General features: G+C 37.9%; 26 protein-coding genes. 3 read left to right on the top strand and 23 right to left on the bottom strand.

What is annotated here, in order from left to right:
- The 14 genes from glmS to BQ7352_RS08665 all read right to left on the bottom strand — a co-directional run bounded on the left by glmS (window position 1) and on the right by BQ7352_RS08665 (window position 13,747).
- Window positions 1-432, bottom strand: a complete 432-nt coding sequence (gene glmS / locus BQ7352_RS08725) for a methylaspartate mutase subunit S (RefSeq protein ID WP_072448815.1) — start codon at window positions 430-432, stop codon at window positions 1-3.
- A gap of 52 nt (window positions 433-484) precedes the next feature.
- A complete protein-coding gene (gene citF, locus BQ7352_RS08720) occupies window positions 485-1,888 on the bottom strand; it encodes a citrate lyase subunit alpha (RefSeq protein WP_072448814.1) in 1,404 nt (467 codons plus the stop codon).
- Window positions 1,885-2,760: an HpcH/HpaI aldolase/citrate lyase family protein gene (locus tag BQ7352_RS08715; RefSeq protein WP_072448813.1), complete on the bottom strand. Its 876-nt coding sequence runs from the start codon at window positions 2,758-2,760 to the stop codon at window positions 1,885-1,887. The genes citF and BQ7352_RS08715 overlap by 4 nt, the downstream gene beginning before the upstream one ends.
- A 2-nt stretch (window positions 2,761-2,762) precedes the next feature.
- Window positions 2,763-3,029 (bottom strand): citrate lyase acyl carrier protein, encoded by a 267-nt coding sequence (gene citD / locus BQ7352_RS08710; protein WP_072448812.1) that lies wholly within the window; start codon window positions 3,027-3,029, stop codon window positions 2,763-2,765.
- 21 nt (window positions 3,030-3,050) lie between these two features.
- The gene (locus BQ7352_RS08705) at window positions 3,051-3,683 is read right to left on the bottom strand and encodes a cyclodeaminase/cyclohydrolase family protein (RefSeq protein ID WP_072448811.1); all 633 of its coding nucleotides are present in this window, start codon (window positions 3,681-3,683) and stop codon (window positions 3,051-3,053) included.
- A 29-nt stretch (window positions 3,684-3,712) separates the two neighbouring features.
- Entirely contained in the window at window positions 3,713-4,606 is an 894-nt protein-coding gene (ftcD, locus tag BQ7352_RS08700; RefSeq protein WP_072448810.1) for a glutamate formimidoyltransferase, read from the bottom strand.
- 18 nt (window positions 4,607-4,624) lie between these two features.
- Window positions 4,625-5,881: an imidazolonepropionase gene (hutI, locus tag BQ7352_RS08695; protein WP_072448809.1), complete on the bottom strand. Its 1,257-nt coding sequence runs from the start codon at window positions 5,879-5,881 to the stop codon at window positions 4,625-4,627.
- A gap of 81 nt (window positions 5,882-5,962) precedes the next feature.
- Complete coding sequence (locus BQ7352_RS08690; protein ID WP_072448808.1) at window positions 5,963-8,008, bottom strand: urocanate hydratase; 2,046 nt, start codon at window positions 8,006-8,008, stop codon at window positions 5,963-5,965.
- A gap of 196 nt (window positions 8,009-8,204) precedes the next feature.
- Window positions 8,205-9,602 (bottom strand): DUF6612 family protein, encoded by a 1,398-nt coding sequence (locus BQ7352_RS08685; protein ID WP_072448807.1) that lies wholly within the window; start codon window positions 9,600-9,602, stop codon window positions 8,205-8,207.
- A 20-nt stretch (window positions 9,603-9,622) separates the two neighbouring features.
- Entirely contained in the window at window positions 9,623-10,702 is a 1,080-nt protein-coding gene (locus tag BQ7352_RS14840) for a transglutaminase domain-containing protein (RefSeq protein WP_242948567.1), read from the bottom strand.
- 17 nt (window positions 10,703-10,719) lie between these two features.
- Entirely contained in the window at window positions 10,720-11,940 is a 1,221-nt protein-coding gene (locus BQ7352_RS14835; RefSeq protein WP_242948566.1) for a hypothetical protein, read from the bottom strand.
- 66 nt (window positions 11,941-12,006) lie between these two features.
- Window positions 12,007-12,522: a hypothetical protein gene (locus BQ7352_RS08675; protein WP_072448806.1), complete on the bottom strand. Its 516-nt coding sequence runs from the start codon at window positions 12,520-12,522 to the stop codon at window positions 12,007-12,009.
- The gene (locus tag BQ7352_RS08670; protein ID WP_072448804.1) at window positions 12,506-13,006 is read right to left on the bottom strand and encodes an RNA polymerase sigma factor; all 501 of its coding nucleotides are present in this window, start codon (window positions 13,004-13,006) and stop codon (window positions 12,506-12,508) included. Before BQ7352_RS08670 ends, BQ7352_RS08675 begins: the two co-directional genes overlap by 17 nt.
- A 162-nt stretch (window positions 13,007-13,168) precedes the next feature.
- Window positions 13,169-13,747 carry a HutD family protein gene (locus BQ7352_RS08665; protein WP_072448802.1) on the bottom strand — a complete coding sequence of 193 codons (579 nt, stop codon included), beginning with the start codon at window positions 13,745-13,747 and terminating at the stop codon, window positions 13,169-13,171.
- Window positions 13,748-13,870: 123 nt separating this feature from the next.
- Between BQ7352_RS08665 and citC the strand changes: the two genes are divergently transcribed.
- A complete protein-coding gene (citC, locus tag BQ7352_RS08660; RefSeq protein WP_072448800.1) occupies window positions 13,871-14,923 on the top strand; it encodes a [citrate (pro-3S)-lyase] ligase in 1,053 nt (350 codons plus the stop codon).
- Window positions 14,920-16,332 carry a triphosphoribosyl-dephospho-CoA synthase CitG gene (citG, locus tag BQ7352_RS08655; RefSeq protein ID WP_072448798.1) on the top strand — a complete coding sequence of 471 codons (1,413 nt, stop codon included), beginning with the start codon at window positions 14,920-14,922 and terminating at the stop codon, window positions 16,330-16,332. Before citC ends, citG begins: the two co-directional genes overlap by 4 nt.
- A gap of 121 nt (window positions 16,333-16,453) precedes the next feature.
- Here citG and BQ7352_RS08650 read toward each other — a convergent pair whose 3' ends face one another.
- The 4 genes from BQ7352_RS08650 to BQ7352_RS08635 are packed head-to-tail and all read right to left on the bottom strand — an operon-like array spanning window position 16,454 to window position 19,388.
- Window positions 16,454-17,353: a DUF445 domain-containing protein gene (locus BQ7352_RS08650; protein WP_072448796.1), complete on the bottom strand. Its 900-nt coding sequence runs from the start codon at window positions 17,351-17,353 to the stop codon at window positions 16,454-16,456.
- A gap of 22 nt (window positions 17,354-17,375) precedes the next feature.
- Window positions 17,376-17,912 (bottom strand): hypothetical protein, encoded by a 537-nt coding sequence (locus BQ7352_RS08645; protein ID WP_072448794.1) that lies wholly within the window; start codon window positions 17,910-17,912, stop codon window positions 17,376-17,378.
- Window positions 17,903-18,541 (bottom strand): J domain-containing protein, encoded by a 639-nt coding sequence (locus BQ7352_RS08640; RefSeq protein WP_072448792.1) that lies wholly within the window; start codon window positions 18,539-18,541, stop codon window positions 17,903-17,905. The genes BQ7352_RS08645 and BQ7352_RS08640 overlap by 10 nt, the downstream gene beginning before the upstream one ends.
- Window positions 18,531-19,388, bottom strand: a complete 858-nt coding sequence (locus tag BQ7352_RS08635; protein ID WP_072448790.1) for a DUF5685 family protein — start codon at window positions 19,386-19,388, stop codon at window positions 18,531-18,533. The genes BQ7352_RS08640 and BQ7352_RS08635 overlap by 11 nt, the downstream gene beginning before the upstream one ends.
- A 160-nt stretch (window positions 19,389-19,548) precedes the next feature.
- Between BQ7352_RS08635 and BQ7352_RS08630 the strand changes: the two genes are divergently transcribed.
- Complete coding sequence (locus BQ7352_RS08630) at window positions 19,549-20,250, top strand: GTP pyrophosphokinase (protein ID WP_072448788.1); 702 nt, start codon at window positions 19,549-19,551, stop codon at window positions 20,248-20,250.
- 1 nt (window position 20,251) lies between these two features.
- Here BQ7352_RS08630 and BQ7352_RS08625 read toward each other — a convergent pair whose 3' ends face one another.
- The 5 genes from BQ7352_RS08625 to BQ7352_RS08605 form a co-directional block, all read right to left on the bottom strand.
- On the bottom strand, window positions 20,252-20,872 hold the full coding sequence (locus BQ7352_RS08625) for a hypothetical protein (protein ID WP_072449816.1): 621 nt from the start codon (window positions 20,870-20,872) through the stop codon (window positions 20,252-20,254).
- A gap of 116 nt (window positions 20,873-20,988) precedes the next feature.
- Window positions 20,989-21,264, bottom strand: a complete 276-nt coding sequence (locus tag BQ7352_RS08620) for a GNAT family N-acetyltransferase (RefSeq protein ID WP_072448786.1) — start codon at window positions 21,262-21,264, stop codon at window positions 20,989-20,991.
- Window positions 21,264-21,503, bottom strand: a complete 240-nt coding sequence (locus tag BQ7352_RS08615; protein ID WP_242948565.1) for a hypothetical protein — start codon at window positions 21,501-21,503, stop codon at window positions 21,264-21,266. Before BQ7352_RS08615 ends, BQ7352_RS08620 begins: the two co-directional genes overlap by 1 nt.
- A gap of 248 nt (window positions 21,504-21,751) precedes the next feature.
- Window positions 21,752-23,086: an MATE family efflux transporter gene (locus BQ7352_RS08610; protein WP_072448785.1), complete on the bottom strand. Its 1,335-nt coding sequence runs from the start codon at window positions 23,084-23,086 to the stop codon at window positions 21,752-21,754.
- A 210-nt stretch (window positions 23,087-23,296) separates the two neighbouring features.
- Window positions 23,297-24,463, bottom strand: a complete 1,167-nt coding sequence (locus tag BQ7352_RS08605) for an iron-containing alcohol dehydrogenase (protein WP_072448783.1) — start codon at window positions 24,461-24,463, stop codon at window positions 23,297-23,299.
- Between the last annotated feature and the right edge of the window lie 165 nt (window positions 24,464-24,628).

Raw genomic sequence — 24,628 nt, 5'->3', positions numbered from 1 at the left:
TTATTCTGCTGTTTTTGGAGCTTCAATGCCAAAATCTTCGTATAAAGCTGCAATGGTTGTTTCCGGTGCTGTGCCGGGACCGAATACTCTGTCAAATCCCATGGCTTTAAAACGTTTTTCCACTTCGTCAAAAGGCTGTTTACCAACTACAATATTTCCACCTACATAGAGTAAAATCCCTTTTAATCCAGCCTCATCACATTTTTCTCTTAATCCTCTACAATCCAGTTCCCCATGACCATACAGAGAGGATACCATAATTCCGTCAGCTCCTGTTTCAATTGCTGCAGAAATATATTCCTCCTGTGAAACCATAACTCCCAGATTTGTCACATCAAAGCCGGCATCCTCAAATGCATGCTGAAGGATACTAATTCCAACTGCATGTACATCTGCGCCGATTACACCAATGACCAATTTCTTTTTGTCCATTGTAAAACCGCTCCCTTCCGATTTCTTGATTAAATGGCTTTATTTTATACTTTTACAGTACATTTTTAATAGTATCAAGCAAAGTTCCATCACGATAGAGCACTTTTGCTACAACCTTGTCCCCTGTTTTTATTTTATTAGGAACACCTGCAATGTCCTCTGCTATCTGTTTTAGTTCTTCAATGTCCTTAACCGGAAGTCCGGCTTTTAACAATTTCTCTTTCAATTCCTTCTGTTTTGGATTTACTGCAATTCCTCTTTGTGTCACAATCACATCTACCGTTTCCCCCGGTGTGGATTTACAAAGCACTTCATCCACAATAAGAGGAAGTCTTGCACGAATTAAAGGTGCTACAATAATTGCCAGTTTAGAGCCTGCGGCTGTATCGCAGTGTCCACCGGAACCACCCATAATAAATCCATTTGAATCTGTATGTACATTGACATTAAAGTTTACATCTACCTGTGTTGCTCCCAAGATAACTACATCAAGGCTATCTACTGCTGCACTTTTCGCCGCTGGTGATGCATATCGCATAGCAGAAATCTCCTGATGTTTTGGGTTTTCCCGAATAGACTCAATGGCTTTTAAATCAAAACACTGCACATCTAAAATAGTGTCAAAATATCCTTTATTTGCCATCTCTACCATATATCCGGTAATACCGCCCATACAAAAGCTGCCTTTTATATTTTCTTTTTCCATCATTTCTTCCACATATTTAGCTACTGCTAAAGATGCACCGCCTGCACCTGTCTGGAAAGAAAATCCATCCTTTAAATAGCCTGAATGTTTCACTACCTGCGCTGCCAGTCCTGCAATTCGAAGTCCTACCGGATCACGGGTAATCTTTGTTGTTCCTGATACAATTTTAGCAGGATCCCCAATCTGCGGAACTTCTACTACATAGTCCACATAACCCTCACTAATGGAAGTATCCTTCAATGGATAAGGAACCAGATTATCAGTAAGAACAACTACTTTATCTGCATGCATTGCATCGGAAAAAGCATATCCCAAGGAACCACATGCCGAAGGGCCGTATTTTCCACTGCAGTTTCCCATATTATCTGCACATGGAGCAGCCAGAAAAGCAATATCAATTTTGGAAGAACCATTTTCCATATCTCCGGCTCTTCCCCCATGACTTCTGAAAATCACCGGTTTTTCCAATATGCCCTGGGAAATAGCTTTTCCTACTTTTCCGCCCATATAGTTACATTCAAGACCGGTTACTACACCGTTTTTAATATGTTCAATAATTGGTTCATGAATATCAAAAATGGAGCTGGCATTTACAGTTAAATCTTTAATCCCCATTTCAGCCGCCTGTTCCAGAACCATATTCAGAACAAAATCTCCGTTTCTCATATGATGATGAAAGGAAATTGTCATGCCGTCTTTTAATCCTGTTTTTTCAATGGCTTCCCTTACGGAAGAAATCAATTTACTCATCTGCATGCACCTCCATAAATCGCCTTTTCCATTTCCAGTACCTGCTGGGCACGTTTTACAATCGGTGCATCAATCATTTTTCCTCTAAGGGAAATTACGCCTTTACCCTGACGTTTACCATTTTCAATAGCATCCATTACATCATGGGCATATTCTATTTCACTTTCTGTAGGAGAAAATACTGCATTTACAATGTCTACATGTCTTGGAGAAATAACTGCCTTTCCCGCAAATCCCAAACTCTTGGCAAATTCTGTATCTTTTTCCAGCCCTTCCATATCCTCTACATCCGTAAACGGAGTATCATAAGCCTCAATTCCACAGGCTCTGGCTGCACATACTAACCGAGTTCTGGCATAGAAAATTTCTTTTCCTTCTTTCGTACGCTTACAGTGCATATCAGCTGTAAAGTCCTCTCCTCCTAAGAAGAGTCCAATCACTCTTTTGTCTGCACTGGCAATTTCAAAAGATTTCTCCACTCCAAGAGCAGTTTCAATCAAAGGAAGAATTTTAACAGTTCCTTCTTCCATCCCATTTTCCTTTTCTACTTCTGTCATGAATTCTGCCACCTGGCAAATCATATCTCCGCCACTTACTTTCGTTGGCATAATCACATCCGGTTTTAAAGGAATAATCGCTTTTAAGTCTTCTTTCCAAAATTCTGTATCTGTAGGGTTAATTCTTACTACTACTTCACAGTTTGGAAAAGACTGATATTTCAATGCATTTCTCACCAGAATTCTGGCAGCATCTTTTTCATCAGGAGATACAGCATCTTCTAAATCAAAAATAATGGTATCTGCCCCTAATGTGTCACCATTGATCAGCATATTTGGAGTGTTACCCGGTAAAAACAACATTGTTCGTCTCATACCTATTCAACTCCCCCTCTTTTCAGTGCTGTTTCCATACGCGCACGAATAACGCAGTCCAATGCACCTTTATCTTTAATAAATATCTTTCCTGTGGATACGTCAAATTCTTTCAGAGTATCCAGAACAGCAGCCCGAATGGCATCCATATACTGATTTGCAACAACGGAGTCAATCTCCAAAGTTAATTCCTTTTCGTCCGGCTCTATCTGAATAAACAAATCACTGGATTCCAGAGTTCCTGCTACTGCATTTTTTAAAATTTTCACAGGTTTTCTCCTTTCATCACCTTACTCTACAACACTTTTGGAAACTTGTGCTTCGGCCAGAATTTTCTGTTCAAAAGCAATCGCCTTTTTCTCCAGCACTTCCACTTCTTTTGAAGTTTCTTTTACGAATTCTTCATCTTTAATGGATTCCAGATTAATCTTCACATTGAACAAAGCACCTAAAACTGCTGTTCTTGCCATCATAGTTGCTACCAGAGCATCTGTAACTGCTGTTTTATTACCCTTTACCACCATAGTTTCTGCAAAAGGAAGCACTTCATAAGCTGCCTTTGCTACAGATAAAGGTACTGCAACTGCTGCTTTTAATCCATTCTGCATTGCTGCTGTACGAACCGCCTTTTCTTCCTCTGTTTCTTTTGGAAGTGTTAAAGCCTGCATATATAAGTCAAAAGACTCACTGTCTCTTTTAATATCGTCCAGAAGCTGTTCGCAAATCTTATGCATTGGCTCAACTGCTTCTTTCATTTCTTCTTCTACTTCTACATATTTCTTTTTTCCGATTGTAAGTCCTGCCACCATTTCTGTTAAAGCCGCTGCTAAAGCGCCAGCGAGGGCGGAAATACTTCCGCCCCCTGGTACTGGTTCATTAGAGGCTGTCTGCATGGCGAATTGTTCAATTGTCATCTGTTTCATGGCATATACCTCTTATATTTTTTTATAAATTATAATCTTGTTTCAAGAACCTGTTTTGGATCAAATCCTTCAAATCCAAGATAGTATTCTGCACAGTCAACGATAGCCTGAAGAGGAATTAAACCTACTACTTCGCTGCCTAATACATTTACACCATAACGTCTTGCTTCCATACGTACTGTTTCAAATACAGTATAAACAGATGTTTTTGTATAATCTGTTAAGTTCATGGATACCTGTGCAATGTTTCTGTCTTCCAGCATAACACCCATAGCTTTGCAATAACGGAAACCGCCTTTTACGTGACGGATCTTATCTGCAATTTTCTGAGCAATTTCCAGGTTTGGTGTATCTAAGTTGATATTATATGCAATAAGCGGCATTCTCGCACCAATTGCTGTAACTCCACCTGTTGGATGAATTGTATTTGGACCGAAATCCGGTTTCCATTTTTCCTGGTCTTTCATCTTTTCTGCCATACCTTCAAACTGTCCCTGACGAATTTTTGCAAGGTTTTCTCTGTGAGGAGCTGTTGCAGATTTTTCATACAGGAAGAATGGCTGTCCGAATTTTTCAGAAGCTTCTTTTGCAACTGCTTTTGCTAAAGCATCTGCATCTTCTACTGTCACACCACGAATTGGAATAAACGGAACAACGTCTACACAACCCATACGAGGATGCTGTCCCTGATGTTTTGTCATATCAATTAATTCAACTGCTTTTCCAATTGCTGCAACCATAGCATCTTTTAATGGTTCAGGCTCACCGATTACTGTTACAACACTTCTGTTGTGATCTTCGTCAGAACTGTAATCAAGAAGCTTTACACCTTCTACATTACGAAAACAACCTACAATCTGTTCAATTTTGTCTTTGTCTCTACCTTCGCTGAAATTAGGTACGCATTCAATAATTCTCTCCATGGTTTCATTCTCCTTTTCTTATTTCCAATCTTTGTGGTATACCGTTTCACCCTTTTTGATAACAGTTTCTACTAAGTTTATGCCTGTATGATATGGCATAAAATGAATAGACGGGAATTTGAGGAAAATAATATCCGCCTGTTTCCCCGCTTCCAAACTTCCCACTATATCAGCTCTATCCACTGCTGCTGCGCCATTAATTGTCAGTGCTGTAATCACTTCTTCAATGGACATATTCATATAAATGCAGCCAAGCGCTACCAATAACGGAATTGAATTGGTAAAGCAGCTTCCGGGATTTAAATCAGAGGCAATTGCCACTGCGCATCCTTCATCAATCATTTTTCTGCCCGGCGCATATTCTTCTTTTAAGCAAAATGCTGTTGCCGGAAGCAGTGTACTGATAACTCCCGCATCTCTCATCTGATGAATGCCTTCATCAGATGCTTTCAAAAGATGGTCTGCTGATACAGCGCCTACTCTTGATGCAAGCTCTGCTCCGCCTAACTGATAAATCTCATCTGCATGGATTTTCAATTTAAATCCCATTTCTTTTGCCTTTGTGAGATAATACTCGGAGTCTTCTATATTAAATACATTTTTTTCTGTAAAAATATCAGCAAATTCTGCAAGATTTTCTTCTTTTACTTTCGGCATAACAACCTGAAGCTGTTCTTCCAAAAATTCTCTCTCTTTACCTTTCCATTCTGGAAGGACACTGTGAGGTCCTAAAAAAGTTCTTACAATATCTACTGCATGGGTTTCATCCAGTTTTTTCATGGCACGAAGCTGTTTCAACTCTGTTTCGCAGTCCATACCATATCCACTTTTACCCTCTACGGTGGTTACACCAAATTCCAGCATGCGGTTTAATCTTTCTCGCCCTGCTTCGACCAGTTCTTCCTCCGTAGCTTCTCGCGTAGGAACAACCGTTGCATTAATTCCGCCGCCTCTTTCCATAATGGACATGTAACTGTCACCTTTTAATCTCCATGAAAATTCATCTGCTCTGTATCCACCGAAAATAAAATGTGTATGAGAGTCAACAAAACCCGGCATGACCGTTTTTCCTGAGGCATCAATCACCTCATATTCTTCGATATTAATCTGTTCATCCAGTTCCTTTGTAGTCCCTACTGCAACGATTTTATCGTCATGGATAAGCACTGCACCATCTTTAATAATCCCGATATCGGACATTTCTTTTCCGTGCTTTGGTGCATTACCCTTACAGGTTACTAATTCAGATGCGTGACGTATATATCTTTTTTTCATGTTCTATCTCCTTGCGACTGCTTAATAGGGGTTCAGGCACCGATATTCCGGTGCCCGTCCCTGAAAATTCAAGATAAACTTTTAGTGATGTGCATGATGATGTTCTTCTACTACAACATCTTTGCACACTCTTTCAATCAGCTCATCGCTTGCCAGATAAGGCATTGTGATATAGTCTTCACCATTTCTGATTTTGTTATATTCTGCTACTGTTTCAATAGAATGTTCGCATCTTCCCCAGCTTCTTCTGGAAACACCAATCATAGTATCCCATGGAATTGCAGCCATAAGGATTTCATCTACTCTTTCGCTTCCATCAAGAACCATACCAAATCCACCATTGATAGATTTGCTGATACCAACGCCACCACCATTATGAAGAGCTACAAGGCTCATTCCTCTTGCAGCATTACCTGCATAGCAGTGTACAGCCATATCTGCTGTAATGTTAGAGCCATCGTAAATATTAGATGTTTCTCTGTATGGTGAGTCAGTTCCGCCTGTGTCATGATGATCACGGCCAAGCATAACAGGTCCGATTTCACCGTTTCTTACCATTTCATTAAATTTAAGTGCGATATCACGTCTGCCAAGAGCATCCTGATAAAGAATACGGCACTGTGTACCAACAACCAATTTATTCTTTTCTGCGTCACGAATCCAGATATAGTTATCTCTATCCTGACTTCTTCTGTTTGGATCAATAATTTCCATAGCAGCATGGTCTGTTTTTCTTAAATCTTCCGGTTTTCCGGACAGACAGCACCATCTGAATGGTCCATATCCGTAATCGAATAATTCTGGTCCTAAAATATCTTCTACATAAGATGGGAAGATAAATCCTTCGCTTGTATCTTCTCCGTTCTTAGCAATATCTTTTGCACCTGCATCAAATACAGCTTTCATAAATGCGTTACCATAGTCGAAGAAGTATGCTCCTCTTTCTACTAAAGTCTTAATTAAGTGATAATGTTTGATTAAGGACTGATCTACTAATTCACAGAATTTTTCTTTGTCATTAGCAAGCATCTCTGTTCTTTCTTCGAAAGTAAGTCCCTGTGGACAGTAACCGCCGTCATAAGGAACGTGACAGGATGTCTGGTCAGATAACAATTCAATCTTAATGTTATTGTCAACAGCATACTGAAGAAGGTCAACAATATTTCCGTGGAATGCAATGGAAATTGTTTCTTTCTTGTCCATATATTCCTGAGCAACCTTAAATGCTTCCGCAGCATCTTCAATTACAAGACTTACCCAACCCTGATCATGTCTTGTTTTAATTCTGGAGTAATCCACTTCTGCTACAATACCTACGCCGCCTGCGATTTCAATAGCTTTTGGTTGAGCACCGCTCATACCGCCAAGACCACTTGTCACGAATAAGTGTCCTGCTAAATCTCCGTCCTGCGGAACTCCTAAGAATTTACGTCCTGCATTAAGAATTGTATTAAATGTACCGTGTACGATACCCTGTGGTCCGATGTACATCCAGCCTCCGGCTGTCATCTGCCCGTAGGAAGAGCATCCCATAGCTGTTGCTTTTGCCCAATCTTCCGGATTATCAAACATACCAACCATAAGACCATTTGTCACAATAACTCTTGGGCTTGTTTCATGAGATTTGAAAAGTCCCATTGGGTGTCCGCTCATCATAACTAATGTGTGATGATGTGTCAGTTTTTCAAGATATTTCTTAATCAACTGATACTGCATCCAGTTCTGGCAAACCTGTCCGGTTTCACCGTATGTAACCAATTCATAAGGATAAAGAGCAACTTCATGATCCAAGTTATTGTCAATCATAACCTGAAAAGCTTTACCTTCTACACATTCTCCTTTATACTCATCGATTGGTTTTCCATAAATTCTTTCTTTTGGCATAAAACGATATCCGTAGATACGTCCGCGTGTTAATAATTCATCCAGGAATTCCGGTGCCAACTGTTCATGCAGTTCTTCTGGTACATATCTCAAGGCATTGGCTACTGCCAATTTGATTTCTCTTTTATTTAATGTCAGTTCTCTTTTTGGAGCTCTTCTGACACCTTCTTTAAATGTTGGATACTCCGGTAATACCGCATCTAATTTAATTACCATTGCATTTCCGATCTCTGCATTGTTCATTTCGCATCTCTCCTTTGCTTTTTTTACGATTGTAGCACTGTTACAGTCTAAAAAACGTCTATTATTCCCTCTTTTCCTTGACGTTTTAGATTTTTTTTAGATATTTTAACGAATTTATCCCTTTTATTCTGGCATGGTAAAGTAAAAATGCACTAAAGAGTTCTCACAGCAGACGCTATGAGAGTTCTTTAGCTTTTTATTTATCATAATTTCTTATAGAGATACCTTCAACCTTTCCGGTTGCTGTCTCCACAGACACATCACAATTTTTGTAAAAACTGCTGCTGTCCTCCCACATATAAACCTCTGTATCAGACACTGTTTCTACACCTGCTGCATCTCCGTAAGCATTTAAGAGTTCTTCCTTTGTAGAGCCTACTTTTATTCCACCTGGAAGCATGACTGTAAGTCCGCCTTCAAGAAACGTATCTGATGCGTCAATTCCTCCTACCATACACTGTTCTAACGGAAGGTCTTCCCCTGTACGATTAATTAAATCCAGCATAATCTGATTTCCGTACGCATCATATGCAAAAACAACCGTAACCTGCTCCGGTTTCAATACCGTATTTGTAATACCCTCCTGTTCCAGCGTAAGTCCCAATGCCTGCAGCTGGCTGTAATCACATGGAAGTGTAAGAACCGTATCATTTATCTGTACCATATAACTGTCCCAGTTTGCAGCTAAATCAGGACTCATCTGCGCTTCCGGAATTGCTGCCCCTGCTTCATTTTCTTCTTCCACTCCGCCAAAGCTGTCAAGACCGCTTCCTAAGCTACTGTCTTGCGCTTTTTCTTTCAATTCCTTGGGAACTTCGATTTTATCCACCGTATTAAATTTCTCAAATTTCTGTTCCATGTAACATTCTTCAATCTCTATCTGTAAAGCAGATAATCCCATTTCTTCCATAGCATCCTTCATCTCAAGGCGAATAGATGCCGGCATCATTTCTTTTTTATCAACTGCAATTTTGCACGGAAATTCCATCTCTTTTAATACCTCTTTATCAAACATTCCGTTTAATCCCATGGTTTCCAGCATTTTCTCATCTACTGCTTCCACAAAATCGCTGCCCTTTAGTTCACCTTTAATTTCGTAACACTCTTTATCGTCTACTTTTATAGTTTTATCACTTAACTCAAAGCTTTCATACAGCTCTTTCATCATCCCGAAGCTCTCTACCGGAATGGTCTGCTGAACAGCCTCCGTATCAACACTTTCTTTCATACACTGTTCCATCATTTCCATATATTGTACATATTGGTCTTCTTCTTTTACCTGATACATATCAAATTCCATAGTGCTTTCGCTTCCCAATGCGCTTATCTTCATCTCACCTTCCGCACTCATTTCCTTGCTGTCACTTATCATCTTGGTATCCATCAGTACATTTATCGCCATCTTGCTTTCTCCCTGTGTCATATCTATACTGATTTCCGAACTTCCCTCTGCTGATTTCACCTTCTGTACATTTTCATAACATTTTGTCAAAACACTTTTAGAAGTAGCTTTTTCTCCACATCCTGCCGCCAAAATACATCCTGTTCCTAAAGTTGTTAAAATAGCCATCTGATATACTTTATTCTTTCTCATACGTTTATCCTCTTTTCTTTTTATTTGGTAAGATAAATAACACCCATCCAATAGGTTCCTTTTAATTCGCTTCCCGAATTTTCCGCTGCCTGCTGTGCAATCGCGGCAAATTGTTCATCATTTAAAGAATATTCCGTTCTAAGCGTTGATGCTCCGTCCTGTGTCAAACCGGTTGACAAAGCTGCTACAATCTGGTCTTTTCCATAGTATTTTTGTGATATGCGATAATATTCTTTCTCTGACTGCACCGCCTCATATTCAGGAATTGCTGCATCCATAAGATAATTTTCATCTTCTACCAGAACTTTATCAGCTTCATTGTTCGGCAAGTTCAGCAAGGCATTAAATAAATATGGATTATCATTGTTTGTTGTATCTACAATTAACCACTCGCCGTCTACTTTCACCTTATTCCATGCATAAGGTAAAGAACCATCCAGATATCCTGTCACTACAATGCAATCCAGTCCTGCTTCTTCCGCTAATAACTTATATGCCCCGGCATAACTTGCACAAACCCCCACCTGATTTACAAGTACTCCATAAGGGGTAAAAGAGTCCTGAAATTCTTTATCCACATTTTTGAAATCATTTTTTTCCGCATTTTCCAACGCACCCCTATCATATTCTGCATGTTCGCACAAATAATCATTTAATGCGATTTCTTTTTCCAGCTCTGTCATATCCTCTGTAATAACCTCTGCCACAATATCCTTTACCGCTTTCATAATTTCTTCCTGCTTGCGGAGCATTTCCTCTTTACTTTGTTCATACTCTATAAGCATATATTTTCCTGAAACTGAAGCACTTTTCACGCCAAGCGCCAAAGGGTTTTGATATGTTGCTTCCTGCCATGCATCTACCAGATTATTCCCATCCATTGCTTCATTAAATGCAGATAAATCAATTTTTTCATTCCCTGCCATCATATTGGCTCCCAAGTATGCGCTTAATGCACTGTTTGCAGTAACCTCATACTCGGAACTATACACATTTGTCTCAGAAGACTCTTCTTTTTTCGTATCTTTTTCTTCTTTTACTACCAGTTCAGCATCTGTTCTTCCACCTCTGTTTGCCAAAGCATCCTGTCGTTCCTGCAATGCCTTTAAATCTTCTTTTACTGTTTCTTTTTTACAATTTCTACCTCTACATTATGTAGATCGGACATATCAGGATTTTCATATTCTCCCCAGGTTTCTTTCTTCTCCTGTGCATTCTCAATATCATATTGAATAAGCTTTTGTACAAGGCGTCCGTCACACATGGTCACCCATCGGTAAGAAGGCAGTTTTTCAAAACTTTCTGCATATCTGGAACCCTCTTCTTCAATACTTTTCTTCCCTTCTTCATGGCTGGCAGTCATTTTCGCAATCTGATGTTTACTAAAGGAATTACTAATAGCCGAATTACCATTTTCATTTACCGCTACCACTGCATAACGATATTCTCTCATATCATTTTCTGTTATTACCGGACCTGTTCCCTCCCCGTATTTTTCGATTACCCAATCTTGGTTTCTATCTGCCTCTGAAACAGAGAAAGTGTGAAACATCACATGACTGTCAGGACTCCATGAGGTTTCATCCGTAGCGCCTTTTATAAGCCCTACCATATCATATCCTTTCTCCGGTGCATAAGCATATTCAACCAGATAATAGGCTTTTGCCCCTTCAATCTTATTCCACGAAAATTCCGCCTCACCATTTTCGTTTACTTCAAATTTTAAATTTGGTGTCCGTTCTATTTCATGCTTTACTGTAAATGGCGTAATCACCGGTTTTTCCAGTTTTTCTCCGGTCGTTTCATCAACAAACCTTGCCATGTAATACTGCTGCAGATTTCCCCAGTCTTTTAATTCATCTTTATCGAATAAAATTGTAGAAACCTTATCATATCCATAAAGCAAATCCTTCTGATTTTGTATAAGGTCTTCGCTTGAGCCCAACCCCGCAACACTCCAGCGCGGAGGTGTAATTTCCATAATCCTGTCTTCTGCATTCCAGTCAAAATGCGTTCCTACCCTTTGTGTCAGTTCCGGATCCTGATAAACTGCTGCGATATCTGTATAATTTTCATAACCCGATGCCTTAATATCAAAATCCACATCTACAAAAAGGCTTTCATCTCTGGCAACATCTCTAATTGGCTTTTCGTATTCATACTTTTCTTTGTCCTGATATTTTTCCTGAATATCCGTTGCCAGTTGTTTATTCGATACCATTTCCAGTTTCCCCTTATCCGCTGCCTTTTTCAATGGTTCCGGTCCCGTACATCCTGAAACAAATGCAATTGTCATCGTTGCGGCACAAATAAATGCCAGCGTTTTTTTTCGTTTCATGTTTTATGCACCTCCTTTGCTTTCTTACTATGAATACCTTTCACAAAAGCAAAAGGTTACACCCTTTTACAAATTTTTTTCTAAAAATTTTTTCATTTCTTTCTCCGTAACATTTTCACCTGTTATATACACATAAACATTATCTGTCTTACATAATGCACAGTATGTTCCTTCCTTTTCATAATACCCGAAACGTATTTGTTTGCCCCTGATTTCCTGTTCTTTTAATCTCCACACTTTCTCAGGTACTTCTTCTATATTTTTATATTTCATTACGTGAAATGCACTTTCATAATTTTTTTCTTCTTTCAAAAATCCTTTTCCCAGTAAAAGCCCCGTTTCAAATTCTTCTTCCTTTATCTCTTCTGCTTCTAATTTTTCATAAATACCTGCAGAGCTCCTATTTGCCATCTGAATTCCGGCAATACATACAATTCCCAGACAAGCTGCTGATGCCAGAACAACTGTATATCTTTTCATCTTCTTTTTTCTCTGTAGCTGCTTCATCTTTTTTCTTGTTTTTTCAATTAATTCTTCCGGTGCTTTCTGTTGCTCTACAATCCGCTTATATTCCCGGTTCATACCCAAACTCTCCTTTCAATTTTTCTTTCAAAATCCCACGCGCTCTGGATAACTGCGTTTTTACTGCTGACTCCTTTTGACCTGTTATCTCCCCAATTTCTTTTACAGAATATTCTTCAAAATAAAACAAATGTATAACTGTCCTGTATTTTTCCGGCAAATTCTGTACCTCCTTATAAACCACGTTTTCTTCATATTCTGCTTCGTACCCTGTCTCCTTTTGCTCTTCCATAGAAACCATTTTTCTTCTCCATGCACTGTCAAACTGTTTTTTGCAGCAATTAAGAGTCACACGAATAAGCCACGCTTTTAAATGTTCTTCATCTGAAATCTTATCCTGATGCTGAACCAGCCTTAAAAACACTTCTTGAAAAATATCCTCTGCATCACTTTTATTCTTCATTTGCAGAAGCGCCAGTCTATATACCATATCCGAATATTGATATAGCGCTTCTTCTGGATTAATTTTTTCTTTTCCCCACATAAATTCTCCTATATATTTATTACCTTCTACACATTCAAAAGGTTACATTTTTTCCAATTATATCATCAAAACTTTCCATCACGCCAGCTTTTTCTTGCATTTCAACTAAAAAAACGCCAGTTTTACTGACGTTTTTGTGCAACTTTTGTTATATGTTTCATTTTATAATTTAACTTTGCAAATTCCAATCCCTGCTTTTTCTGTATTTACATTTTTTATTTCCAGTTCTTCTCTCCAATCCTCACAGATAAAAAGTTCTCCTTCCCCTACAATCCGTTCTTTTATCTGAATACAGCCTGATTTAACATAAACCGCCAAAAGATTTTCCCCCTCTGTAGGCTCCAAAATCAGTTTTTCTCCTTCCTGCATCTCTTTTGCCTGCATTTCTCCATCTGCACCATTTTTCAGCATCAGATTAAAATCAACTACTTTTCCATAACTTACCGTAGGAATACCCCCATCAAAGCAATCTACTTCATAAGGATTTAAATCTACTTCAATCTCTTCTCCATGTATCATTTTCAATTCTCCTGAAAAAATGCTGAGATAGCGTTTTACTCCCGGCAATGAAGTAAACTCTGATTTATCTACTTCTACCGTTGCACTGCTGATACGACATTGAAAATTTCCCTCTTTATATACGGCTTCCGAAGGATAAATATAAAGTTCGGTTGTACTTCCCCCTGACCATTTGGAAGTAATAAAATTTTCTGCTTTTTTCACTATTATTTTATTGCTCATACCTTTTCCCCTATTCTTTTTTATTTTCATACTAGCAAAAATTATTTTCTCCGTCAATGAGCTGTCCACTTTTGAAATTTCATGTTAAAATAAAACATAGAAAATCTCAGAAAGGAGATTGTTATGTCAACGGAACAATTTTATTTAGAAGAAGGTTTTCCCTTCCGTTCACGAAAATTAGAACAAATGAAAGACTTTTTAAAGGGATTTGATTTAACTTATGACTCCCAAATCCAATATTCTGTATTTCTTAAAACAGCCTCAGGAAAGCTTGCAGGCTGTGGCTCACGCCATGAAAACACATTAAAATGCATTGCAATAAACCCTGATTTTCAAGGCGAGGGCTGTTTACAGATTATCATTACACAGCTAATTAAAAATGCTTTTGAACAGGGGATTTCCCATCTGTTTTTATTTACAAAACCTGTATATAAACAAATGTTTTCTGATATGGGATTTTATACTATCACAGAAACTGGCGATATGCTCCTTATGGAAAATCGAAAGGATGGTATCTCACAGTACTTGGAAAAAGAAGCTGCGCCATTTAAAGAATATACCGGAAAACCTGTTGGTTCTATTATAATGAATGCCAACCCTTTTACTAACGGCCATAAATATCTGGTAGAAACCGCCGCAAAAGCCTGCCACATTCTCCATGTTTTCGTGTTGTCCACAGACTCCTCTGAGTTTCCTTCAGGTGTACGTCTGGAACTGGTAAAACAAGGCTGTGCCCATTTGCCAAATGTGTTTGTGCATGGAAGCTCTGATTATCTTATTTCCCACGCAACCTTTCCGGATTACTTTTTAAAAGAAAAAGCCACAGCTACAGAAAAAGCTGCGGTTTTAGATTTACAGATTTTTGGCACTTATTTCAAAAAAGCTTTTCATATTACACAGCGCTTTGTAGGAGAGGAACCCTTTTCCACCATTACGCGAGCTTATAATGAACAAATGAAAAAAATTCTGCCTGCTTTTGACATAAAAGTAACCGAAATTCCACGATGCCAAAAAAATAATACGATTATCAGCGCTACCTTTGTTCGTCAAAAATTTCTGGAAGGAGATTTTTCTCTGTTAAAAGATTTTGTGCCTGAAACCACTTATGCTTTTCTTATTTCACCTGCAGGTAATGAACTTCGAAATCACCTTCTCACTACAGGAGCAATATTATGAAACAGGAATTATGGACTTCAGGCAATTGTGTTTCTATGACAGAAATACTGGATGCCAGAGAAAACCGCGTAAAAACACAGCACGAAATGCTGCAAAAAACACCTGCCTGCCTTTTAAGTTTTACATTAAATATCCCCGGTCCTGTGAAAGTTTTTCCTTACACAAAGCAGGCTTATGAAGTAGGAATTTCCATTATTTTAAGAGGAATTTCTCTTCTAGACGGCATTATTTTAGAACAGCAGGAAACAAAAAATGATACAGGATGGGAAGCTTTTTTCTCTTTAAATCTCCCTCCTGAAGATATTAAAACTTACTTATTAATTCAAGAAGAACAGCACCCTTTAGGACGAATTTTTGACTTCGATGTACTGCGTACAGATGGGAGTAAACTATCTCGTCAGGAACTGGGATTTCCAGAAAGGACTTGCCTGCTATGTGACAAAGCTGCTTTTCTATGCGGACGTTCCAGAACACACAGTGCAAAAGAACTCCTTACAAAAGAAATTGAAATCATGGAAAACTTTTTCGTTTTTCGGCTTTCTAATCACGTAGGATTATTAATGCAGAAAGCGCTTTTCTATGAAGTAAATACTTCTTTAAAACCAGGATTAGTAGACCGGCTTCACACAGGTTCTCATCAAGATATGAACCTGTCTACTTTCATAAACAGCGCTTACAGTCTCACTGATTTCTTCTGCCAATGTACAAAGGAAGGGCTATCCTTTAACTATTCAAAAGAAAAACTTCCTCTCCTTTTCCAAAGGTTAAGAGATTTGGGAAAACAGGCAGAAAAAACTATGTTCTTTGCAACAAAAGGCGTAAATACCCACAAGGGAATTATTTTCTCCGGCGGAATTTTATGTGGTGCTATAGGATATCATATTTCAAATAAAAACATGGATTTTTCTTCTGAAGATTTTCTGTCTTCTCTTTCAGAAATATGTTGTCACATGCTCCCTGAACTTTTAGATGATTATCATCAGTTGACCTTAAATACAGCTAAAACAAATGGCGAAAAACTCTATCTGCAATATAAAATTACAGGAATTCGCGGAGAAGCCCAAAACGGTTTTCCACATCTTTTTACCATGGGAATTCCTATTTTCAAGTCTGCTTTAGAAAAAGGATTTTCTCTGTGGCAAGCAGGACTTATTACGCTTTTACACTACATCGCCTACACGGAGGACACCAACCTAATTACACGTTCTGATTATAACTTTGCCTGCAAAGTTCAAAAGAATTTAAAAAAGTTTTTGAGCTGTGCCACTTATAAAGAACAGCTTTCCATACTGCCAGAACTGGACGCTTTTTTTGTTTCCAAAAACATTAGTCCGGGAGGAAGTGCAGATATGCTGGCATTGACTTATTTTTTGTATTTTATACAAAATATTCCGTGTCCTTTCATATAAAAACCAATCTTTGCAAAGCATTTTTGATTTCCTAGGACATACTTTCCTATGAGACAAAAAAATGTTGTAGGAAAGTATGCAAAAATATAAAATATTTTGAATACCTTTTCCTACAACATTTTTAAATCCATATATTAAGAAGTCCCAATATAAAGCCTATCACTGCTCCCAAGCTAACCACTGCATTGAGTTCTTTTTTCATAATCCCAAGCAACAGATTTTCCAGTTCCAAAACGTCCATTGCATTAATTTTTTCTTCTACAATCTCTGCAACATGGAATTTTTCTGCCAGCTCTTCTGCTTTTTCATTTACAAATTTCACATAAACATTTTCTACAATCTGACAGATCTTCTTGTCACTTACAGGGATAACCTCTGCCCATTGAGCTACTGTTTTACTCTCTGCTGCAGCCATCTGAGCAACTACTGCCGGTCTTATTTTTTCTTCCCCGTTTTCTTTTATATATTCGTCTACTTTCTTTCCAATAGGAGCTGCTACTGATTGGATTAAATCATCATTCAGGAACATTGCAAGCATACCGCCTTTAAATCTTTCTTTCACTTCCTTTGTTCCTTCTTCTACAATAATCGCACCAATATCCAGTTTTTCAACACCTTCTGTAATCTTTTCTGTAATATAATCTTCCAGCTTATCCCGCATAAGATCATACTCTTCCTGTCCCGTATATTGTGACAGAAATTCTTCCAGAGGAATATCTGCAACTCTTAATTTTTCTGCTTTCTGTGACACTGCATCTACCACTGCATTTTTAATATCATCTGAAAGAAGCATTTTCTCAAAATCCTCTTTTGTAAGAAGATGCTCTCCTACTGCCTGCCCTAAAGCTTTTGCCATCCTTCCCTGTCCTTTGGGAATAATTCCCGGTGTAAAGGGCAGTGTCTTGTTTCCAATTTTCACTGGTTTCAAAGGACGAAACAGCATTTTAACTGCAATATAATTGGTACAATAACCAATAACAGCTCCAATAGCAGGTCCTGCAATTATCTCAAGTATTGTCATTTACATTCTTCCTTTTTCACTGTTATTTTCCAAAAATTCTTGTTCGTACCTGTCCCCACATACGAATTAAAAAATATTCATAAGCCTTATCATAAATAAACAAAGCAATCTGTCCAACAATTACCAGTACCAAAAGCATGGTATCCGGTATCTCTCCTGCAAAGAGAAGTTTTGGAAACAAAAAGAGTACAGGCAAATACATAATATTAAAAATCACAAATTTTCCAATCTGGAAAATCAGCTTTCTTTTTGCCCACTGAGGATGTTTCCCCAGATAATACCATAAAAATTCAATTCCCAGGACATAAATTCCCATCATTGCATAAGTAATACAATACAATTTCTGTGGTGCCAATAAAGCCCCCAGTACCAGACAACCTATAAAATAAGCTGCTCCATAGCGCAATCCGAATTCACGTATAATAATCCCCACAAAGAATGCTGCTGCTGCTAAGAAAAATAATGTATTAAAATCTAAAATCCCACTTAAAACAATGAACAAAACAGCCAGAGCCATTAAAAGGCCTGATACTGCCATTTTTTTCGCATTTACATGCATGAACACAAATCGCCTCCCATGCATTCACAAAGACTGTCTGCACACCAGAGGTCACAACAAGTATTTCCTGTACCGCAGGTACTGCCGCCTCCATTTGCATAAGGATAGCCTCCACCTTGATAGCGGTTGCTGTTCCACTGCAGTCTGTTTACAAGGTTACTGTATTCCGGATTTCCCGGATCCATACTCTGTGCCTGACGTGCCATATTCAGAGCATTTACATTGTTTCCCATACCCATATTTGCACAAGCGCTGAGATAATACCACTGTGCATTTCTGTTTTGTATTCTGGATAATACGTTTAATGCCTGCTGATACTGACGGCCGTTGATATAATTATAAGCAGCCTGATACTGCATATCATCCTGACTTGCCGCATTGTGATTGTATGTGGACTGCTGGTTCTGATAACCACCATATCCGCTTTGGTACCCTCCGTCTCTCTCTTTCATAATCTGGTCATAAGCTTCCTGTACTTCTTTAAACTTTTCTTCTGCCAAATCAGATAACGGATTATCTACATAAGAATCCGGGTGATATTTTCTGCTCATATCACGATATGCTCGTTTAATCTCATCATTTGAGGCGTTTGGTGATACGCCTAACACTTCATAAGGATTATTTACCATCTCTCTCTTGTTTCTCCTGTCTTTCTTTTTGTTTTTTATTATACTTTGCCCAGACTCCACTGTATAAAATATTTCTTAAAATCTCAGAGTCCCAAAGCATGGGCAGCTTTTCAAAAGCTCCTGTAGCTTCTGCCATCATCATTACTAATATCTGCCGCACTGTATTTTCATAATTTTCTTCATCTTTACAATTATTTTTTACTGCTTTTAAAGGATTATAAGAACCTGTTTTTAAGTCCTCCTCCAAATCATCATAAGCATCCATGATATAAATAAATTTTCCCAGATAAAATCCAAAATTGCGAAGCTCGCTTTCCCACATATCCTCTTTGTATACAAAAAGTTCTGCCATAAGCTTTCCAAAAGCTCCCGCTGCCAAATCAAGATTTTCCTCCTGTTTTTCTTCATAGGAAGCCAAAACTTTAAGTTGTTTTTGAATGGCATGAGCCTGTCTTTTATACTGTCTGCAAATCTCCTGCGCTTTCCTTCTGAAAAGGCGCATTCCTGTAATTCCTTTCAGGCTTTTATCGTCCTTCCAATCATCTTCACATTTAAAATATACGAGCAAAATATTCATTTTTGCACCATATTCTGATATTTCATTTTGCAGCATAGGAATTTTCTTCACAGGATGCAATGGACAATGAGATTGCAATTCCTTTGTAGGAACTTCATACAAAGCAGTTAAAAACAGCACTAAAAATGCCATATCATAGGAAAGTGTCATTCGTCCACGAAATCCGTATTCTTCTTTCAAGGTGCGGCACAATCCGCAATAATAGGACTTGTACCGATAAAACTCTTTCACCTTCAATTCAGGCTTATCAATCGTTACATATCCAAACATTTTCCAAACCTTTCTTATATACACTAAATTTTCGTATCTTTTAATTATACTATACCTTTTTTGAAATTTCTACTTTATTTTCACTTTTATTGACGTTTTACTGTTTTTCCGATATACTTTCTTTGTAACATGACATGTAATTTACGAAAGAGGTGATTTTATGCCTAAAGACACAATTAAAAACAGCATAAGAGAAGACGCTTCCGAAGAATTTGATATTTTATTTCCAGAACGTTTTATTAAAAATACTGATTACTATAATTCATTGATGATGATGTATCGCTGTGCAATTCGTGAAGTCAGCACCAAACTCGAAGTGCTTGATGACGAGTTTTCCGTAAAATATAAAAGAAATCCTATTTCTTCTATTAAAAGCCGTATTAAGACGCCACTGAGTATTTATAATAAACTTCAGCGTCTTGGATATGAGTTTACAGAACAAAATATTCGTGAACAACTAAATGATGTTGCCGGAATTCGCGTTATCTGCTCTTTTATTGATGATATTTACGCAGTTGCCCACCTACTGGCAGAACAGGATGATATTACAATTATTCGCATTAAAGATTATATCCAAAATCCAAAGCCAAACGGCTACCGCAGTTATCACATGATTATCGAAATCCCTGTTTTCTTTGCAGAAGGAAAAACTCCTATTCGTGCAGAAATCCAAATTCGTACGATTGGTATGGATTTCTGGGCAAGTCTGGAACACCAGCTCCGCTATAAAAAAGATTTAGGCAGTAATGAACAATATGCACTTATCACACAAAAGCTTACAGAATGTGCCCGCACCATTACTGCTACTGACAATCAAATGCAGGACATAAAAAATTTAATCGGGGAGTACTGCGAGTTTTAACTCACTCCCCGATAAATTTCTTTACAAGCTTTTCACTTTCTTCATAATATTTCTGTGCTTCTTCCCCTTTTTCATTGTCCGCTACTTCCGGCAAAATACGCATGGTAATATACATATCCTGTAAAGATGCAGGACTTCCCAATTCCTTAAAAGCTTTACAGTTTTTCACTTCGATTAACTGACTTTCATCTTCAGGAAAAACTTCCATTTCTTTGAATTTCTCGTAGCTTTTTTCACTTACAAAATAAACCATACTTGTTGCGCTCTGCACATCTACTGTAAACTTTGTCTGCCCCGCCATAACCATCTGAGGGTCATAGCCTTTGTCTCCTTCTGATGGGATAAAATAATCATTAATCTGCACATGAACTTCCCCATCTTTATTTAAATCCTTGGCATTTTCAGTAAACCATTCTTCTATTTTTCTTTTGTCTTCTTCCACCATAGAGTAATTGCCTAAAAATCCAATTTCATAATCATAGGAAACTTTTTCCAACATATCTTTTGCAAAAGTAATAATACAAAATAATGCAAAAGCACCAATCAATACATGGTATTTATAATAATACCAGAAATTATCCCATTTTTTCTTTCTGTCTTCCTTTGTTTTTCCTGTTTTCATACCCTTATCCTTTTCTTTAAAAATTGTCATTGGTATAAATTCTATCACTTTTTCATGTTCGGGAAAAGTGGAAAATGCACATTTCACATATTTTTCAAATTTAATTATTCCTCCGTTTACTTCCGTATTATATCCTGAAATTCTTCATGATGCTCAAACCAATTTATAGCATAAGAACAGGTAAGCACTGCCCTTTTCCCCTGTCTGGAAATTTCCTCTGCTGCTGTCTGCATCAATTTTCCCGCCATACCTGTTCCACGAAGAGACTGTGACACAAAGGTATGATTAATCTCCACCGTATCTGCATCAATGCTTGGAAACGTTACTTCTGCTGCCTTCTCTCCGTTTTCATTTATATAATAAATCTCATTATCCTGTATACAAAAGTCCATCAGCTTCTCCCTTCTTTTTCTATTTCTTTTATCAACGCTTTTATAATTTGAGGGTCTTCCTCCAACATATCTGCGATTTCTTCTGCTGTTTTTCCTTTTTTCAACTTTTTTCCTACAAGTTCCTTTAATTTTGCCCTAATCCCTTCTTCTCTGCCTTCTTCCCTACCCTCTTCTCTTTCATAATATTTTTCTTCCCATGCCTGCATATATTTCACCCCGATTTCTTCACTTCTTTTCACCTCACAGACACGTTCATGACTTCATCAAATAAAAAGCGATCTGTAAGGTTTAGCTCTTTTAATGGTACAATATTTTTCTTATCCATACTCTTTCTCCTTTATTCTAACATAGTCCAACCGCTGTTAAAAGATTTTACCCATAAAATTTTGGCTGAACCTTGTATTTTTCATTCCCAATATTTTATTTCATAAAAAATAAAAGATCAAAACAATTTTCATGCTTTGACCTTTTATACTATAAACTAATTCTATTCTACATATCCTTTCCGAAATACCGGATTTTTCACAAGTTTCACCACCAATGGTATAATCATTAAAATCCATATCACAGGCTCTGCAATAATAATTCCCATGTATTCTAGTACAGGGCTTAAAAGCGCTGCAATTAATACCTTTCCCAAAAGCTCAATAAAGCTGGAAATAACCGGTGTTTTGTGGTCTCCCGCCGCCTGAAGGGCATTTCTGAAAATGCTAATTCCCGCTGCCAGAAAATAAAAAGGCGCATTTATTTTCAGATACAAAACAGCAGTATCAATGACAATTTTCTCATGACTTCCTGTTACCATAGAAACAAAAAACGGAGCAACTGTGTAGCTCATGAAAATAACCAATACACTCCACCCCCATGTAATAAAAAGTGCATTTTTTATTCCATTCCTCATTCTGTCATATTTCCCTGCCCCAAAATTCTGTCCACAGAAAGTTGCCATTGTCATTCCCATAACAGAAATAGGTAAAAAATAAAGTTCTGAAACCTTTCTTGCTGCAGTGTGTGCTACAATAATCTCTGTACCGAAGGTGTTAATAGCACATTGAAGTGCCAACGTTCCAAAAAACACCAGAGACATCATCATTCCCATAGACATTCCTGATGTATACATTTGTTTTACCAAACTGATTTCCAAACGAAAATCTTCTTTTTTCAAATGAAACACCGGATATTTCTTCCATATATAAAAGAAACACAAAATCACGGAAACCAGCTGTGCAAGGACAGTTCCAAGAGCAGCTCCCTGAACCCCTAAAGGCAACACTGCCATAAACAAAATATCAAGGCCTACATTTAAAAAGGCAGCACATATTAAGAATATCAACGGTGCTGTAGTATCACCGATAGCTCTTAATATCCCGGCACATGCATTATAAAGCATAGTAATCATCATACCGGCCAACACAATAAAAATATACCCATAAGCCTCCTGCAATAACTCATCGGGAACATTCAGTAATCTTAAAATTCCTTTCAGTCCCAAAAGCACAGGCAGCATAATCGCCGCTGTGGTTGCACCGCCAAGAAGCAATGTTCCCGCCGCTGCCTTTCTAAGCTCTTCCCATCTTTTTGCCCCGAAGCTGCGGGCAGCAATAATTGCAAATCCATTGGTAAGTCCCTGTAAAAAGCCGATAAGTAAGGTACTGATAGCAGTGGTTGCTCCAACTGCTGCCAAAGAATTTGCCCCTAAAACACTTCCCACAATTCTGGTGTCTGCCAGACTGTAGAACAACTGAAAAATATTCCCAATGCAAACCGGAAGCGCAAAGGACAGCATCAGCTTTACAGGATTTCCTTCTGTCAAATTCTTCATTTTCATTCTCCTGTCTTTGTAAATTTCTTTACAACCTCTACTATTCTAAGCACTTCCGGTTTAAAAATCAATTCTTATTTAATTTAAAGAGATTGTGCAATATCACAATCTCCGCGCGCGAGCGGTTCACAAAGTGATAATTTCATTTTCGCGAGCTTGCGCATCCTCGCGGAGCATTTTTAATTTCGTAGGACGCAATTTCCTCTGAAATTAAAAATCTACTTCTTTTCCATCATAGATATAAGTAAACAATTTTTCCATTGTCTCAGGGTCAATGCTTCTTGGGTTAGAACCTGTACAAGCATCTCCTACTGCATTTTTTGCAATTTCACTGATTTTTTCTTTAAATTCGTCTTCTTTAATACCAAACTCTTTTAATGTATTTGGAATTCCCATGTAGTTATTTAACTCTACAATTCTGTTACACAGTGCATCCACGCTGGCTTCCAGTCCCAAATAGGCGGCGATTGTCTCATAACGCTTCTTTGCTTCTGCTTCTTTTGCATTGTATTTAATAACATAAGGCAGATACATTGCATTTGCAAGACCATGTGTAATATGTCCTGTTGAGAAAGCAGCTCCTGTTTTATGCGCCATAGAGTGTACAATTCCCAGGAGCGCATTGGAAAATGCCATTCCTGCCAGACACTGACCATAGTGCATTTCTTCTCTGCTTGCCATATTTCCATCATAAGATTTTGTAAGTTCATCATTAACAATCTGAATTGCCTTTAATGCCAGAGGGTCTGTAAATGTTCCGTGTAAAGTAGAAACATAAGCTTCAATGGCATGTGTCAAAGCATCCATACCTGTATATGCAACTAAGTGCTTTGGCATTGTCTCCGCCAGTTCCGGATCTACAATCGCTACATCCGGTGTAATATTAAAGTCAGCCAGAGGATACTTAATTCCCTTGGCATAATCTGTAATAACAGAAAATGCTGTTACTTCTGTGGCCGTACCTGATGTAGATGGAATTGCACAGAATTTTGCTTTTTTACGAAGTTCCGGAAAACTAAATGGTGTGAGAATTTCTTCAAAAGTACACTCCGGATACTCATAAAACACCCACATTGCCTTTGCTGCATCAATAGGAGAACCTCCACCCATAGCAATAATCCAGTCCGGCTCAAACTCTCGCATAAACTCTGCACCTTTCATAACTGTTTCTACTGATGGATCCGGCTCTACATTTTCAAATAATTTTGTTTCAATACCTGCTTCTTTTAAATATTCTACTGCTTTATCAACAAATCCGAAGCGTTTCATGGAACCGCCGCCTAAAACCAGTACAGCTTTTTTACCCTGTAATGTCTTCAGGTTTTCCAGAGAACCTTTTCCCCAATATAAATCTCTTGGTAATGTAAATCTTGCCATGTTGCTTCCTCCTTAAATTCTTGTTATTTTTTTAACGTTATTTTTTTAACGATATGATTGTAACATATATTTTTTCTATGTCAAGTTATTTTATATTTTTTTTATAATTTTTCACCTTTTTCCAGGATATGTATATCTTAAATAGAAAGACTTATAAGGAGTTTT

The sequence above is a fragment of the Blautia sp. Marseille-P3201T genome (assembly GCF_900120295.1).
GTDB lineage: Bacteria > Bacillota > Clostridia > Lachnospirales > Lachnospiraceae > Blautia.
Note: the sequence above shows the minus strand (reverse complement) of the source record. Positions and strands in the feature narration are given on the sequence as shown.

Excerpts from the sequence above, each read along its gene's own strand:
- BQ7352_RS08645 (WP_072448794.1), bottom strand. The coding sequence starts at position 17,912 with ATGCATGTAAATGCGAAAAAAATGGCAGTATCAGGCCTTTTAATGGCT.
- BQ7352_RS08635 (WP_072448790.1), bottom strand. The coding sequence starts at position 19,388 with ATGTTTGGATATGTAACGATTGATAAGCCTGAATTGAAGGTGAAAGAG.
- BQ7352_RS08640 (WP_072448792.1), bottom strand. The coding sequence starts at position 18,541 with ATGGTAAATAATCCTTATGAAGTGTTAGGCGTATCACCAAACGCCTCA.
- BQ7352_RS08715 (WP_072448813.1), bottom strand. The coding sequence starts at position 2,760 with ATGAGACGAACAATGTTGTTTTTACCGGGTAACACTCCAAATATGCTG.
- citG (WP_072448798.1), top strand. The coding sequence starts at position 14,920 with ATGAAACAGGAATTATGGACTTCAGGCAATTGTGTTTCTATGACAGAA.
- ftcD (WP_072448810.1), bottom strand. The coding sequence starts at position 4,606 with ATGGAGAGAATTATTGAATGCGTACCTAATTTCAGCGAAGGTAGAGAC.
- citC (WP_072448800.1), top strand. The coding sequence starts at position 13,871 with ATGTCAACGGAACAATTTTATTTAGAAGAAGGTTTTCCCTTCCGTTCA.
- BQ7352_RS08625 (WP_072449816.1), bottom strand. The coding sequence starts at position 20,872 with ATGAAAACAGGAAAAACAAAGGAAGACAGAAAGAAAAAATGGGATAAT.
- BQ7352_RS08675 (WP_072448806.1), bottom strand. The coding sequence starts at position 12,522 with ATGAACCGGGAATATAAGCGGATTGTAGAGCAACAGAAAGCACCGGAA.
- BQ7352_RS08705 (WP_072448811.1), bottom strand. The coding sequence starts at position 3,683 with ATGAAACAGATGACAATTGAACAATTCGCCATGCAGACAGCCTCTAAT.
- glmS (WP_072448815.1), bottom strand. The coding sequence starts at position 432 with ATGGACAAAAAGAAATTGGTCATTGGTGTAATCGGCGCAGATGTACAT.
- BQ7352_RS14835 (WP_242948566.1), bottom strand. The coding sequence starts at position 11,940 with ATGAAACGAAAAAAAACGCTGGCATTTATTTGTGCCGCAACGATGACA.
- BQ7352_RS08670 (WP_072448804.1), bottom strand. The coding sequence starts at position 13,006 with ATGTGGGGAAAAGAAAAAATTAATCCAGAAGAAGCGCTATATCAATAT.
- BQ7352_RS08620 (WP_072448786.1), bottom strand. The coding sequence starts at position 21,264 with ATGGACTTTTGTATACAGGATAATGAGATTTATTATATAAATGAAAAC.
- BQ7352_RS08630 (WP_072448788.1), top strand. The coding sequence starts at position 19,549 with ATGCCTAAAGACACAATTAAAAACAGCATAAGAGAAGACGCTTCCGAA.
- BQ7352_RS08690 (WP_072448808.1), bottom strand. The coding sequence starts at position 8,008 with ATGAACAATGCAGAGATCGGAAATGCAATGGTAATTAAATTAGATGCG.
- BQ7352_RS08685 (WP_072448807.1), bottom strand. The coding sequence starts at position 9,602 with ATGAGAAAGAATAAAGTATATCAGATGGCTATTTTAACAACTTTAGGA.
- BQ7352_RS08605 (WP_072448783.1), bottom strand. The coding sequence starts at position 24,463 with ATGGCAAGATTTACATTACCAAGAGATTTATATTGGGGAAAAGGTTCT.
- BQ7352_RS08650 (WP_072448796.1), bottom strand. The coding sequence starts at position 17,353 with ATGACAATACTTGAGATAATTGCAGGACCTGCTATTGGAGCTGTTATT.
- BQ7352_RS08610 (WP_072448785.1), bottom strand. The coding sequence starts at position 23,086 with ATGAAGAATTTGACAGAAGGAAATCCTGTAAAGCTGATGCTGTCCTTT.
- citF (WP_072448814.1), bottom strand. The coding sequence starts at position 1,888 with ATGAGTAAATTGATTTCTTCCGTAAGGGAAGCCATTGAAAAAACAGGA.
- hutI (WP_072448809.1), bottom strand. The coding sequence starts at position 5,881 with ATGAAAAAAAGATATATACGTCACGCATCTGAATTAGTAACCTGTAAG.
- BQ7352_RS08665 (WP_072448802.1), bottom strand. The coding sequence starts at position 13,747 with ATGAGCAATAAAATAATAGTGAAAAAAGCAGAAAATTTTATTACTTCC.